The organism is Bradyrhizobium sp. RT6a, assembly GCF_040547675.1.
GTDB lineage: Bacteria > Pseudomonadota > Alphaproteobacteria > Rhizobiales > Xanthobacteraceae > Bradyrhizobium.
In genome coordinates, this window is record NZ_JBEPQC010000023.1 from 1 (window position 1) to 12,170 (window position 12,170).

Here is a 12,170-nt window from a genome sequence, read left to right on the forward strand (position 1 = left end):
CGCGGTGTGGCATGGAACGGCGCTGGCGGCTGGCTGATCTTCTCGCAATCGCGGCAGGTGAACTTCTCGCGCACCGTCTCGATGACCTTGAAGCGACGCGGGATCTCTTCCAGGGTCTTGGTCACATCCTCGCCGACCTTCGCCAGCCGCGATCCGCCGCAGCAGGCGCAGGTCGTTGGAGCTTCAACGACGACGCGCTCGTGCTCGATATCGTCGGGCCAAGGCTTGCGCACCGGCCGCTTACGCGCGAAGGGACGGACGTTCTGCGTCTTCGCTGCCGCCGCCTGTGCGGCGAGCTCATCCTCGCTCGCCGTGGTGATCAGTTGCTCGAGCTCCAACTCCAACTGCTCGAGCAGCCGTGCCGAGCGCTCGGATCGCTGCCCGTGTAGTTCGCGTTTGAGCTTCTCAATTCGCAGCTCAAGATGCGCGATCAGCGCCTCATTGTCCGACAGCTCCGCCAGCGCACTGGCTGCCACCGCCTCGGCATGCAGCCGGGCCTCGCGCTCGGCTTGCAGCGCTGCCAGGGCACTGACAAGATCCGACGGAAGGTCGTCCGGCTTCAATATCATGAAGCCATTGAATCAGATCAAGCAGCAGATTCAAACCAAAAATGGCTATCCGACCCGCGTCGGACGCTGGGGTTCTTGCGGGTTGCGCCAATCGATTCCGGACAACAGATAGCTCATCTGCGCCGGCGAGATCGTCACAGCTTCACCCGCAAAGGATGGCCATATAAACCTTCCTCTCTCCAGTCTCTTGGTGAACAGGCATGCCCCCTGGCCATCGTGCCAGATCACCTTCACAAGATCGCTGCGGCGACCTCGGAAGACGAACAAATGGCCGCTGAGCGGATCCTTGCGCAGCACCTCCTGCACCTGCAGTGCCAACGACGGAAAGCCTCGTCGCATGTCTGTGTAGCCAGTCGCGAGCCACACTCGCGCGCCCGTCGGAACCGGGATCATCGGCGCACCAAAGCATCGAGAACACGACGCAGCGCATCTCCATCAACGTCGCCGTCGACCCGAATGCGATGCCCGCTACCAAGATCGATCTCGATGATGCCTTGGCTCTTCCGTCGACGCCCCGATGTCGTCGCCAATGGGGCTTCGGCTACCTCCCGCGGCGGCACAGACAACCCAATCTCGACCGGCACGAACGGCGCTATACTCGCTTCACCGTGCTTGCAAAGCTCCTTGCGCCACCTGAACAGCTGGCTCACATGAAGCCCGGCCAGGCGAGCCACCTCGGAAACACTCGCTCCGGGCTCGAGCGATGCTGCAACAAGTCGTTCCTTCTCGTTCTGCGACCACCGGCGCCGCCGTTCGACCGATGTGATTACCTCCGCCCTCGAAATCGTCATAGCGCTTCTCCTAGGATTACCCCTAGGACCTGCAGCGATCCCGCTCATCAAGCAAGGCGGCCCTCAATGGAGGGATACGGAGCGCATGCTGGCGCGACAAGTGCTTGAGCAGAAGCGGCACCAGCGTGGCCCGAAGCTCTACTCGCTGCACGCGCCGGGGGGGAATGCATCGGCAAGGGCAAGGCGCACCGGCCTTACGAGTTCGGTGTCAGGGTCTCGGTCGCCACCACGCTGGCGCCGGCCCGCGGCGGGAAGTTCGTAACCCATGTGAAGGCGCTGCACGGCAACCCCTATGACGCCCGCACAGTTGCAACCGTCATCCCAGAGATGGTAGCGCTGATCGGCAACACTATCGAGCGCGCTCTCCTCGACAAGGGCCATCGCGGCCACAACGCCCGCCCGATCACAAGTTCAGGGTGTTAATCTCAGGATAGAAGCGGCGGGTGACGCCGCAGATCAAGCGCGAGCTGCGACGGCGCTCCGCCATCGGGCCGGTCATCGGCCACCTCAAATCCGAGCATCGCGTCGGCCGCAACTAACTCTGGCATCGCCAAGGCGACGCCATCAGCGCCGTTGTTGCCGCCTTCGGCTGTGATTTCCGCCGCCTGATCTGCTGGCTCAGGCTCTTGTTGTGGCAATTCATCGGCACTCTCGCCAAAACCACGGGACGATCAGCCTCAAAATCAGGATCCCTCACGGCCGACTAGCTATAGCGCCGTGCTCACAACGGGCCGCTACTCTCGGCAGATGCGATCCCATCTCATGGAGTAGTCCTCGCAGTTGTTTATAGTCGCCGTCGGCACAAGTTGACAACAGCAGCACTCCAATAGTTCAAAGAAGCCCGAGGCGGCGCGCCTTGATAGCACACTGGATTCGGGTGGTCACTTCCAGCTTTCGCATGGCGTTCTTGATGTGAAAATCGACGGTGTTCTGGCTGATCCTCAATATCGCCCCTATTTCCCAGGATGATTTGCCCTCCTCTACCCACCGCAAGCACTCCGTTTCTCGTGGGGACAGCACAACGACTTGCCCATCGACCATGTGTTTCTCCTGACGACTGGAACGCGATCAGCAAATGCCGTACCACGCGAGGAGATCGCAAACTCTCCTGCCAACACAAGCCTTGGAGCACCAATCAGCTGCCGATCCAACTGCAGCACCATCGGCTGTCGAAGCGATTGCGACATATGTCGTAAACGCGACAGCAGTGGTTGCAACAACGGCACACTTGACGTCCGTGACCTAACCTAGGCCTGGGATAGGTCTCCTCATGGCTGCTAAGCGCCAGCACTATGTCCCGCGCTTGCTCCAGCGCGGCTTTCTGCATTACCCCACGGAGGAGGCGGAGCGGACCCAGCTACATCGGTCGCGGCTCCAACGCAGAGGTTGTGGGCATTGCCGAAAATGGCGTTGAGGACTGGTTCTGTTCGCGTAAATCGCTCGACGGCTCATTTGACACTGGATGAGTTGATAACGGACATCGAACGAAATCAAAGTCATTAACGCTATGCGGGCCACGGTGCTTGGCACACTATTGACTCGAATGTCGCCGCGCGATGCTTGATCCATCTGGTGATCCGCACCGATCGCTTGCATCGCGTGATGTCGGATGGCGTCAGAATGGGGTGCAATCCGTCTTATTTGTACGCTACAGCTATCCAGCGGCCATACCTGCGCTCCATATGTGTTTCTTGCCGGAGAAGCCTACAATCTCATAACTTCATACCGAATATCGTTCGGGGCGGAGGCAAGAGCGGCAAGGGCGAAAAGACTCTGATCGAGGCATTAGGGCCGCCAAGTAATTGGATAATTCCGCGTACCACGAAGCGCCGTCGCAAGAACCGCGGCATGCCCCCGCCCGCGACGTTGGATATCAATACGCTGCCGGGCAGCTCTGATTTGACGGCATTAGAGGCCGCGGCGGTTATCCGGCGCCACGCCCGGCGCGCTGGAGCAGTGGCGGCGGATCCGAACCACGCGCTGAAATGGCGTTACGTCGACGGCCGCCCACTCTATCCTGTCGATATCCTGTCGATGCGGTGCGCGCTATCCGTCACCTCCTGAACCCTGATCGGCTCGGTCGTGGCCGGTCAGAAACTCCATAATCTGATTCAGCCACTTCCCTCAAGCCGCTCGAAGAGGCTCTGTCGTGACTGGCGCCTCACAGTGATTAGGCGCCGGTTGATGATTTCCGGAATCTCGTCGAATCGCCGTGTATCCGGGAAGATGGTGATGCGAGCATAGAAGTCGCTAGCCTTCTCGGCGCTTAGGTCCGCGAGGTCAGCCTTCACCTTGGCGATTTCTTTCGACCGACTGGCTGCCAATGCGTGAGAGGCACCTTAGCCCTCGCGTCGCCATCGGCATCTGTGTCGGCGCACTGCTCCAAGAAAGAGCCTGTCGCAATAACTGCGGTAGTAAAGAGCAGCAAGGATGCGTTGGATCCAGCTTTTCCCGTGGACTTGTAATGAGCCAAGCAGATACGCACCAATTTCCAGAATCAGTCGAAAGATCCGAGAGCCGGTCGCCCTGCGCTTTGCGCTTGAGGAAGCCGGCGATACTCGGCCGTCCGCTTCCACGAACTCGACGTCGTCGTTTCGCTCGATGTAGACGACGCAGTCTTCAGGAAGTGCTAGAATTCTCAACAGAGCAAATTGGGTTGGAAAATGTAGCCAAGATTTCGATGCGGCTCTTTTGGCCGCGCTTCCCCTCCGGCGCCTCGATTGGCCGCGTTCACTCTGCGTGAACTGTCGGAAGTGCCCGGAGTGGGTCTAGATCGCCGTTCTCATAGACTTCCAATCAGCCGATACCAATAGTTCCGATCGACCGGGATTCGGAATTCGCATGTCTGAGCGGTTCGTAGAACGTTAGGCGGAAGAAGCCCTTTCGGATATCCCGGTGATCCTGATTGCAGGACCGCGCCGGGGCCAGCCTAACCTATATTAGGTTCGGCGATCAGGCGGTCCTCGAGCCGCAGAGTCTAACCCGGCTGGTTTGACCGGGCCGGGACCGAGCTACCATCATCGACGAGATCCAGCGTGCGCCGGACCTGCTGCGATGCCCAACCAGGCGGAAGCCCAACGCTTAACCAGCACGGCGGATCCAATTATATGAGCAAAGACTGATGTCTCGACGACGCTTGGCGATCACGCATCAGCGCAATTGTCCTCCTTGTCGCTGGAATGCGTAGATCGGATTCATCCCGCAATAGGCTAAGGTGTCGGACGTAGTGGCCATGCACTGGTCATAGGTCGAGAACTGGCAATTGCCCGGATATCTCCAGGTACGTCCCTGCAGGCAATAAACATGCTGCCGAGCCGGTGGGATGAAAGAACGCCCTCGCGGAGCGGCGGTCGAAGGCGATGCAAAGCCGACGAGGATGAGAAGTACAAGCAGACGGATAAAGGGAAGGTTGCGCATGAGACATCTAGCTAGCACTACGTTGGCAGAATCTGTTTGCGCCGCGATTTTTCAAGGATTCGTTCTCTGCAGTACGGACACCGTTGCGATGGTGGCCGAAGAATGAGATCGACGATGGCGTGGCGTACGGCGGGCATGGTTGGTTGAGGCGGAGGGCCGCTGATTCTTTTTTTCCGATCCGCGTGTGCGAGGCGACGTGCTGCAAGAAGGCGTAGGCAATCATAGTCATTATAGTGTGACGATGAAGACCTTGCCATGATCGCCCCTCGAAGGGATCGAGGCCAAGCTCCTCTTTCAACTGCTGATGGGCCTGCTCACAAATCCATCGGGCCTTGATAGTGGCTGCCAGTGCGCGCAAATCCGTCGTCGCGGGCAGGTTGGCGAGATAGTATTTCTTCTCCCCGGAGGCGCGTTGCTCGCCAATGAGCCAGGCTTCGTCACCTGGTAGATGCTGCTGACCCTTGTCCCATATTCGCTGCGGAGGCCCGTCGGCGATGCGCACACGGACAGCAGCAAATCGGGCTTTCAGCCGACCTTTCGTGCCACTGCGCCAACTCACGGTCTTCCACTTGGCGTCGGCCAACATGCGTTCTGCCACGATCGATAATATATCCGGCACGTGGTGCTTCCGAGCTCGCCCCCGAACTTTGGTCACCGGCCAAATGAGCTGCACATTGACCAGATACACCTTGAGGTGACGAGGAATGCCAACGGCCCAGGCCAGTCCGCGTTCCGTTAGCCCTTGTCGAAACGGCGCGCTGAGCCCGTATCCTGCATCCGCCAACACACACCCAAAACGCACTTTGGCTGCCATCGCGCGGTCAATCTCGGCCAAAGCAATCTCCGGCTTGGATCGTGGCGTTCGGTATTCGGCCGGTACGCGGGCGCGTTTCAAACGAGGGGCGTCGCTTGTCCAACTCTCAGGCAGAAAGAGACGCAGTGCGACCATCACCGGCACTTCGTCGCGCGCGAGTGTCAGCGACACCAGCGTTTGGCAATTTGCCGTTTTGCCAAGAGCCGACGCATACTGAGCCGCAACACCAACTGAGCGGTCGCCCTTCTTTGGCATGGCCGTGTCATCAATAACCAGCCCCGCATCGTTGCCGCCGACAAGCCGATCGGCCTGATTGAGCAGTAGCGGTGCCGCGTCCCAGACACCATCGGCGATGAAATGGTGCAGCTGATCGTAGTTGCCCGTTGCCAGGCGTTTCGATTCGGGAATCCTAATAAAAAGCCTAAATCCAACAATCTGCCAAAGTAGTGCTAGACCGTGAACCCGTAAAACTGCCGGGTTGACGCCGCGTCAGAGTCCGCTTGCCCCGATATGTTCTCATGCCGATCTGCGCCAAGGCACCAGCATCGACACCCGACCCTTGTAGCGTCGATATTCGTCCCCGAAGAGGTCAGCAAGATCGCGCTCCTCGAGCAGAGCTCCCACTACGATGTAGACCGTCGTTACCGCCGCAAACAGCAGATGTCCGACCGTCATGGTCGCCGTCGCCCAGAAAGCGATGATAAAGCCGAGATAGATCGGATGCCGCACGAATTTGTAATAGAGCGGAGTGCGAAAACGCTGCGCCGGCATTGGCTGGCCGGTGAGATTATTGGCGACCTGGTGCAGACCAAACAGCTCGAAATGGTTGATCAGGAAGGTGCTGGTCAGCACGACTAGCCAGCCGATGAATGATCCTGCCGTCACCGCCACTGCGGCCGCGGGATTTTCAATGTGCCAGATCACATTCGGCAACGGCCGCCACTGCCAGAACAGCAGGATCAATGCCAGACTTGCGAACAGCACGTAGGTACTGCGTTCAATTGGTTTGGGTACATACTGCGTCCACCATTCTTTGAACGGCCTGCGAGCCATCACGCTGTGCTGAATCGCAAAGAGTGACATCAGCGCCACGTCGATGACAAGGGATGCCAACGTCGACGTCGACGTGCCATCGTCAATGGCCTTCGGCACCACGAGATCTGATACAAATCCAATGGCGTAGAGGAAAGTGACGAAGAACACGGCGTAACTAATTAATCCGTATAGAAATGCGATTAAGCGACCCATGAGAGTTTCCTTTCTCGCTATAGGCAGATATCGCGCTGCCTGAACGCGGTCTGACGTCGCTCTGCACGAAGTACATGCTTTTCAATCAGATGAGCGACTTCCGTGGCGTGGTCGCGACCATGAAATGCGCGGCGCCGTCAATCGTCACGAGCGCGGCCTGGTCGATACGTTTGCAGAGCAGCGCGTTGGCGCGCTGCATCGCCGGATGGCTTGCGCCCCCTCGAGCGACGATGTGGGGACCCGGATCGCGGACAATATTGCCGCCGACAGTGGGAAGCCAAACGCGCTTGCCCAATCAACGATATTGACAGGCGTCGTACGTTCCGCGTAGGCGCGGCCCCGCGACGGCCAGGAGGCAAAGGTACCGGCTCCGCCGTAGAAGTCTGTCATCGCTGCAATCGCGCTGGCGTTTCCGGCAGCGAAATCGGCGAAATAGGCCTTGGTCATGTCGCGAAACAGCCTGTAGAGCCGATCCTCTCCCTCCGCGTGCAAAAGCTCCATGGCCGGCGCTTCCAGAATCGCAAGGCTCGATAGCAGGACTTGATTGCGGAGCGCCACGACCAGGGCCACCAGACCGCCGAAGGAATGGCCAACCAGATGGACGGGGCCATCGGCTTTTCGAACGACCGACTCCAGCACTTCGGCTTCGTGGGAAATGCAGGGATCGGAAGCGGTACGTCGTTCGACGGTGCCGCCGTAGCCCTGCAGGCTTGTGGGGAGGCAGCGAAATCGGCTGCTCAGGTTCCAGATAATCGGGCACCGCGCGGCGCCGGTGCTGCATGAACCCGGCACAGGTACAATTGCCGGACCAGCGCCGCACTCATCATAATTGATACAGCCGGATACTTCCTTGATCATGTCCGCACTCCCTGATCTGACGCGTAACTCGCCGTCCGAAACCCCGCCCTCAAATGAGATCGGCAAGCATGCGGGCGGCACGGACCGCGCCGTCGGCTTCAACCAGCATGAACCGTGCCAAGGTCTGCAACACGTCAACCATGGCATGGGCAATCATGTCCGGCGTCGAGGTCTCAAATTCCATGCGTCGTCCGGCGCCATATCGGTCGAGACGATGGGCGACGTGGAAATTCTGCTCGAAGTAGTTCTTGAGCGGAAAACAGATGAAGCGCGTCCCCGCAGCCGTGAGTTCCGTGCATGTCGTCAGGCCGCCCTGAACGAGCGCCAGATCGCAGGCCGCGAGGTGGCGATCGAGATTCGGCACGAAAGCACGCAGTTCGACGCCTGCCGGTGTATTGAACGATTGCAGGTCGATACGCGGACCGGCTACCACGATCATGCGCAATTCGGGCAGACGAGCGCGCGCCATGGGATAGCTCTGCAGGATGCGCTTGATCAAATGAGTACCGACGCCGGGCCCACCAACCGTGATGGCCTTGCCCCCGGGCTTAATCCAGTTTGAAGTTCGCTCTGGCCCAAGACGAGGACGAGAGCATGAAGCGCAATCGTTTTACGGAAGAGCAGATCATCGGGATCTTGAAGGAGCACGAGGCCGGGGTTTCGGTGACCGATCTGTGCCGCATCACGACGCCGTCGTCCAGGATCGGGTGGCGGGTGTCGCTCCTGATCACATTGCCCCTGTCCTCCGTCGGAAAGTCGCGCCTCAAGCGTCACCGCCTGATAGATGCAGACATTGTAGCCGCTCATGGCCGATCACGACCGCGGTGCCGTAATCGCCGGAACCGAGGCTGGTGCGAGCGCCGGGCTGAATATCATCGATGCCGATCGGCTCAATTGAAAACACGTGAATTACGGGTGAGCCTCTGTCAGCGAACGATGACTTTTTACAAATGTCATCGATCGCTGACATTTACAAATTGTCAACGAACGTCGACATATGCTAAAGCATGCGAACGTTGACATTTGGATATCCCACTCATACGCACACCAGCCGAACTCGGCGCCGTCCTTCGCGACCGGCGCAAGAAGCTCAAACTCGATCAATCGACGTTTGCTAAGAGCATCGGCGTCAGCCGCCAATGGGTGATCGAGGTTGAGCACGGTCATGCGCGCTGAGCTCGGGCTGATCCTTCGCGCCCTTGACGCCCTGGACATCCGCCTGGATGCGAGCACCGAACAAGCGCCCGCCCGCGGGGCCACCAGGCCAGCCGTCGATATCAACGCCATCGTGGCCGAGGCCAGGAAGAAAAAAGGCATGACGAGCGAACTTGTTGCTCTGCTAGATGGTCGGGAAATCGGCCGCGTGCGCAATGACGCCCGCGGCCGGCTCACCCTTGTCTATGACAAGGACTGGCGCCAGGCCGAGGGAGCCTATCCGCTGTCGCTGTCCATGCCGCTCGCGGCCGAAGAGCACGGTCCTTCCGCCGTGCAGGCCTTCCTCTGGGGACTCCTGCCCGACAACGAGCGCGTGCTCGAACGGTGGGCCCGAAGATTTCAGGTGTCCGCGCGCAATTTCCCATGTCGGCGAGGACTGCGCGGGTGCCGTTCAGTTCGTCACGCCCGATCGGCTGGAGTCGTTGCGAAGCGGTGCTTCGGACAACGTCGAGTGGCTTGACGAAACGGCGATCGCCAAACGCCTGCAGACCTTACGCGAGGATCACGCTGCATGGCGGTTGCCGCGCGATACCGGACAATTCAGCCTTGCGGGCGCCCAACCTAAAACCGCGTTGCTTCTGCAAAAAGGCAAGTGGGGAATTCCCTCTGGGCGGATTCCGACGACGCATATCCTCAAACCGCCGACCGGCCATTTCGATGGACACGCGGAAAATGAACATATCTGCCTCATACTTGCGCGCAATCTCGGTTCTGCCCGTCGCTGACACTCAGGTGAGGCATTTCGGAAAGGAAATCGCCATCGTCATCGAGCGCTACGACCGGCAGTTCAGTGGGAACGAGATCGTCCGTGTCCACCAGGAGGATATCTGCCAGGCGGTCGGGATCCTGCCGACCAGAAAGTATCAAAACGATGGCGGACCAAGCCCTGCCGATGTGATCGAGCTTTTGCGCACCTACTCCACGGATCGCGTCGCCGACGTTGACAGGTTTGTGGAGGCGCTAGGCTTCAATTGGCTGATTGCGGGTACGGATGCTCATGCCAAGAATTATTCGCTGCTGCTGGCCGGAGGCCCTCACGTACGACTCGCCCCGCTCTACGACATCGCCAGCATTCTTCCTTATGATGACATCGATGTGCAGAAGATCAAGCTCGCGATGAAAATCGGCGGTGATTACAAGCTCAGCGAGGTTGGTTTACGCGATTGGCAGAAGTTCGCCCGCGAAACGCGCCTCGATCGTGACAAGGTGATCGCCGGACTGATTTCCATGGCCGAGCAGCTTCCGGACATTGTGGCTGCACTACGGAAGCAAGCGCGGAAAGACGGACTGGACAATGCCATCGTCGGGCGCCTCGCCGAACTCTTGATTGCCAGAGCCAAGCAATGCCGTCGACAGCTCGGTGCGATATAGTTCCGACTACGGCCGCCAGCAGAATGATGATGTTCGGCAGCAAGGCGTCGATCATCATCGGTCGGCATGTCGTTGTCGACGCCAACGGCAGCACCAGCATCAACACCCCCGCGATCGGCATGCCGATGTCGATGTCGACGACGATCCGTGGTTGCTGGCGGACCTGTAGTCACTGCGGCTCACCTCACTTTAGGCGTGTCATTCAAGGCTCCGGCAGACAACGATTCCTCCTCCACAGGCTTTCCAATTTGCCGGGGCGTTTGTAGGTCCTCTTTTCGGCACGGCTTCTATCCGCCCGGCGGTCCCGTGGACACGGCTACGCAATCACGACGGTTAGGCGCCTCGCCCCCTTTAAGCGGCGCCGGATTAGCCAGGGCTGAAGATCAATAGATCAGGATCGTGGCCACGACGACTTACCTGGCGGTTGGTACGCGACGTGGGCTCCATATGCCGTATCCCTCCACTGAAGGCCGCCTTGTTTGACGAACGGGATTGCTGCAGGTCCTAGGGGTAATCCTAGGAGAAGCGCCATGACGATTTCGAGGACGGAGGTAATCACATCGGTCGAGCGGCGGCGCCGGTGGTCGCAGGACGAGAAAGAGCGGCTTGTTGCAGCATCGCTCGAGCCCGGCGCCAATGTTTCCGAGGTGGCTCGCGTGGCGGGGCTTCATGTGAGCCAGCTGTTTAGGTGGCGCAAGGAGCTTTGCAAGCATGGCGAAGCGAGCATGGCTCCGTTTGTTCCGGTCGAGATTGGGCCGCCTGCGTCACCGCGGGAGCTGGCCGAAGCGCCGTTGACTACGACGGCGCGGCGACCCAAGAGCGATGGCATCATCGAGATCGATCTTGGTAGCGGGCATCGCATCCGGGTCGATGGCGACGTTGATGGAGACGCGCTACGTCGCGTTCTCGATGCTTTGGCCCATCGATGATCCCGGTTCCGACGGGGGCGCGAGTGTGGCTCGCGACAGGCCACACGGATATGCGCCGAGGCTTTCCGTCGTTGGCACTCCAGGTGCAGGAGGTGCTGCGCAAGGATCCGCTCAGCGGTCATTTGTTCGTCTTCCGGGGTCGCCGCAGCGATCTTGTGAAGGTGATCTGGCACGATGGCCAGGGGGCATGCCTGTTCACCAAGAGACTGGAGAGAGGAAGGTTTATATGGCCATCCATTGCGGGTGAAGCTGTGACGATCTCGCCGGCGCAGATGAGCTATCTGTTGTCCGGAATCGATTGGCGCAACCCGCAAGAAGCACAGCGTCCGACACGGGTCGGGTAGCCGTTTTTGGTTTGAATCTGCGGCTTGATCTGATTCAATGGCTTCATGATATCGAAGCCGGACGATCTTCCATCGGACCTTGTCAGCGCTCTAGCGGCGTTGCAGGCCGAGCGCGAGGCGCGGCTGCGAGCCGAAGCGGTGGCTGCCAGTGCGTTGGCGGAGCTGTCGGACAACGAGGCGCTGATCGCGCATCTTGAGCTGCGAATTGAGAAGCTCAAACGCGAACTGCACGGGCAGCGATCCGAGCGCTCGGCACGGCTGCTCGAGCAGTTGGAGTTGGAGCTCGAGGAACTCATCACCACGGCGAGCGAGGACGAGCTCGCCGCACAGGCGGCGGCAGCGAAGACGCAGAATGTCCGTCCCTTCACGCGTAAGCGGCCGGTGCGCAAGCCTTGGCCTGACGATATTGAACACGAGCGCGTCGTTGTTGAAGCTCCAACGACCTGCGCCTGCTGCGGTGGGTCGCGGCTGGCGAAGGTCGGGGAGGATGTGACCAAGACCCTGGAGGAGATCCCGCGCCGCTTCAAGGTCATCGAGACGGTGCGCGAGAAGTTCACCTGCCGCGATTGCGAGAAGATCAGCCAGCCGCCAGCGCCGTTCCATGCCACACCGCG

At 59.7% G+C, this 12,170-nt stretch carries 16 protein-coding genes and 3 pseudogenes; 9 read left to right on the top strand and 10 right to left on the bottom strand.

From position 1 onward, the window contains the following. The 3 genes from ABIC03_RS39055 to tnpA (ABIC03_RS39065) all read right to left on the bottom strand — a co-directional run. A partial coding sequence (locus ABIC03_RS39055; protein ID WP_354066219.1) for an IS66 family transposase zinc-finger binding domain-containing protein occupies nucleotides 1-569 on the bottom strand: 569 nt, incomplete at its 3' end. 45 nt (nucleotides 570-614) lie between these two features. Further along, on the bottom strand, nucleotides 615-962 hold the full coding sequence (gene tnpB, locus ABIC03_RS39060) for an IS66 family insertion sequence element accessory protein TnpB (RefSeq protein WP_354066221.1): 348 nt from the start codon (nucleotides 960-962) through the stop codon (nucleotides 615-617). Beyond that, entirely contained in the window at nucleotides 959-1,360 is a 402-nt protein-coding gene (tnpA, locus tag ABIC03_RS39065) for an IS66-like element accessory protein TnpA (protein ID WP_354066223.1), read from the bottom strand. Before tnpA (ABIC03_RS39065) ends, tnpB (ABIC03_RS39060) begins: the two co-directional genes overlap by 4 nt. A gap of 91 nt (nucleotides 1,361-1,451) precedes the next feature. Here tnpA (ABIC03_RS39065) and ABIC03_RS39070 point away from each other — a divergent pair. Next, a pseudogene (locus ABIC03_RS39070) lies at nucleotides 1,452-2,067 on the top strand (transposase family protein); the annotation flags it as partial. Nucleotides 2,068-2,191: 124 nt separating this feature from the next. Here the strand turns inward: ABIC03_RS39070 and ABIC03_RS39075 are convergent. Beyond that, entirely contained in the window at nucleotides 2,192-2,401 is a 210-nt protein-coding gene (locus ABIC03_RS39075) for a response regulator transcription factor (protein WP_283018453.1), read from the bottom strand. Between the two features lie 519 nt (nucleotides 2,402-2,920). On the opposite strand from ABIC03_RS39075, the gene ABIC03_RS39080 reads away from it, so the two are divergent. Continuing rightward, on the top strand, nucleotides 2,921-3,424 hold the full coding sequence (locus tag ABIC03_RS39080; protein ID WP_354066225.1) for a hypothetical protein: 504 nt from the start codon (nucleotides 2,921-2,923) through the stop codon (nucleotides 3,422-3,424). Between the two features lie 1,086 nt (nucleotides 3,425-4,510). On the opposite strand, the gene ABIC03_RS39085 is transcribed toward ABIC03_RS39080, so the two are convergent. The 5 genes and pseudogenes from ABIC03_RS39085 to ABIC03_RS39105 form a co-directional block, all read right to left on the bottom strand. Further along, nucleotides 4,511-4,777: a DUF3551 domain-containing protein gene (locus ABIC03_RS39085; RefSeq protein WP_354066227.1), complete on the bottom strand. Its 267-nt coding sequence runs from the start codon at nucleotides 4,775-4,777 to the stop codon at nucleotides 4,511-4,513. A gap of 51 nt (nucleotides 4,778-4,828) precedes the next feature. Beyond that, nucleotides 4,829-5,996 (bottom strand): annotated as a pseudogene (locus ABIC03_RS39090) (IS701 family transposase); the annotation flags it as partial. A 111-nt stretch (nucleotides 5,997-6,107) separates the two neighbouring features. Continuing rightward, nucleotides 6,108-6,839 carry a methanethiol S-methyltransferase gene (gene mddA, locus ABIC03_RS39095; RefSeq protein ID WP_354066229.1) on the bottom strand — a complete coding sequence of 244 codons (732 nt, stop codon included), beginning with the start codon at nucleotides 6,837-6,839 and terminating at the stop codon, nucleotides 6,108-6,110. A gap of 144 nt (nucleotides 6,840-6,983) precedes the next feature. After that, a complete protein-coding gene (locus tag ABIC03_RS39100) occupies nucleotides 6,984-7,697 on the bottom strand; it encodes an alpha/beta fold hydrolase (protein ID WP_354066231.1) in 714 nt (237 codons plus the stop codon). A 49-nt stretch (nucleotides 7,698-7,746) separates the two neighbouring features. Next, nucleotides 7,747-8,196 (bottom strand): glycosyltransferase, encoded by a 450-nt coding sequence (locus tag ABIC03_RS39105; RefSeq protein ID WP_354066233.1) that lies wholly within the window; start codon nucleotides 8,194-8,196, stop codon nucleotides 7,747-7,749. 95 nt (nucleotides 8,197-8,291) lie between these two features. Between ABIC03_RS39105 and ABIC03_RS39110 the strand changes: the two are divergent. Further along, a pseudogene (locus ABIC03_RS39110) lies at nucleotides 8,292-8,378 on the top strand (transposase); the annotation flags it as partial. An 82-nt stretch (nucleotides 8,379-8,460) separates the two neighbouring features. Here the strand turns inward: ABIC03_RS39110 and ABIC03_RS39115 are convergent. After that, nucleotides 8,461-8,667 (bottom strand): hypothetical protein, encoded by a 207-nt coding sequence (locus tag ABIC03_RS39115; protein ID WP_354066247.1) that lies wholly within the window; start codon nucleotides 8,665-8,667, stop codon nucleotides 8,461-8,463. A gap of 195 nt (nucleotides 8,668-8,862) precedes the next feature. Here ABIC03_RS39115 and ABIC03_RS39120 point away from each other — a divergent pair, with 195 nt between their 5' ends. From ABIC03_RS39120 to ABIC03_RS39145, 6 genes are all read left to right on the top strand, one after another. Beyond that, nucleotides 8,863-9,372 (top strand): HipA N-terminal domain-containing protein, encoded by a 510-nt coding sequence (locus ABIC03_RS39120; protein WP_354066235.1) that lies wholly within the window; start codon nucleotides 8,863-8,865, stop codon nucleotides 9,370-9,372. Further along, nucleotides 9,335-9,637, top strand: a complete 303-nt coding sequence (locus tag ABIC03_RS39125) for a HipA domain-containing protein (protein ID WP_354066237.1) — start codon at nucleotides 9,335-9,337, stop codon at nucleotides 9,635-9,637. Before ABIC03_RS39120 ends, ABIC03_RS39125 begins: the two co-directional genes overlap by 38 nt. After that, complete coding sequence (locus tag ABIC03_RS39130; RefSeq protein WP_354066239.1) at nucleotides 9,585-10,283, top strand: HipA domain-containing protein; 699 nt, start codon at nucleotides 9,585-9,587, stop codon at nucleotides 10,281-10,283. Before ABIC03_RS39125 ends, ABIC03_RS39130 begins: the two co-directional genes overlap by 53 nt. Before the next feature lie 530 nt (nucleotides 10,284-10,813). Beyond that, entirely contained in the window at nucleotides 10,814-11,212 is a 399-nt protein-coding gene (gene tnpA, locus ABIC03_RS39135) for an IS66-like element accessory protein TnpA (protein ID WP_354066241.1), read from the top strand. A gap of 23 nt (nucleotides 11,213-11,235) precedes the next feature. Beyond that, nucleotides 11,236-11,556, top strand: a complete 321-nt coding sequence (tnpB, locus tag ABIC03_RS39140; RefSeq protein ID WP_502917372.1) for an IS66 family insertion sequence element accessory protein TnpB — start codon at nucleotides 11,236-11,238, stop codon at nucleotides 11,554-11,556. Between the two features lie 45 nt (nucleotides 11,557-11,601). Continuing rightward, nucleotides 11,602-12,170, top strand: a 569-nt coding sequence (locus tag ABIC03_RS39145) for an IS66 family transposase zinc-finger binding domain-containing protein (protein WP_354066245.1), incomplete at its 3' end; no start/stop codon positions are given.

What these genes read in the sequence shown, in the direction of transcription:
- tnpB (WP_354066221.1), bottom strand. Translation starts at nt 962, where the DNA reads ATGATCCCGGTTCCGACGGGCGCGCGAGTGTGGCTCGCGACTGGCTAC.
- tnpA (WP_354066223.1), bottom strand. Translation starts at nt 1,360, where the DNA reads ATGACGATTTCGAGGGCGGAGGTAATCACATCGGTCGAACGGCGGCGC.
- ABIC03_RS39075 (WP_283018453.1), bottom strand. Translation starts at nt 2,401, where the DNA reads ATGGTCGATGGGCAAGTCGTTGTGCTGTCCCCACGAGAAACGGAGTGC.
- ABIC03_RS39085 (WP_354066227.1), bottom strand. Translation starts at nt 4,777, where the DNA reads ATGCGCAACCTTCCCTTTATCCGTCTGCTTGTACTTCTCATCCTCGTC.
- mddA (WP_354066229.1), bottom strand. Translation starts at nt 6,839, where the DNA reads ATGGGTCGCTTAATCGCATTTCTATACGGATTAATTAGTTACGCCGTG.
- ABIC03_RS39100 (WP_354066231.1), bottom strand. Translation starts at nt 7,697, where the DNA reads ATGATCAAGGAAGTATCCGGCTGTATCAATTATGATGAGTGCGGCGCT.
- ABIC03_RS39115 (WP_354066247.1), bottom strand. Translation starts at nt 8,667, where the DNA reads ATGTCAGCGATCGATGACATTTGTAAAAAGTCATCGTTCGCTGACAGA.
- ABIC03_RS39120 (WP_354066235.1), top strand. Translation starts at nt 8,863, where the DNA reads ATGCGCGCTGAGCTCGGGCTGATCCTTCGCGCCCTTGACGCCCTGGAC.
- ABIC03_RS39130 (WP_354066239.1), top strand. Translation starts at nt 9,585, where the DNA reads ATGAACATATCTGCCTCATACTTGCGCGCAATCTCGGTTCTGCCCGTC.
- tnpA (WP_354066241.1), top strand. Translation starts at nt 10,814, where the DNA reads ATGACGATTTCGAGGACGGAGGTAATCACATCGGTCGAGCGGCGGCGC.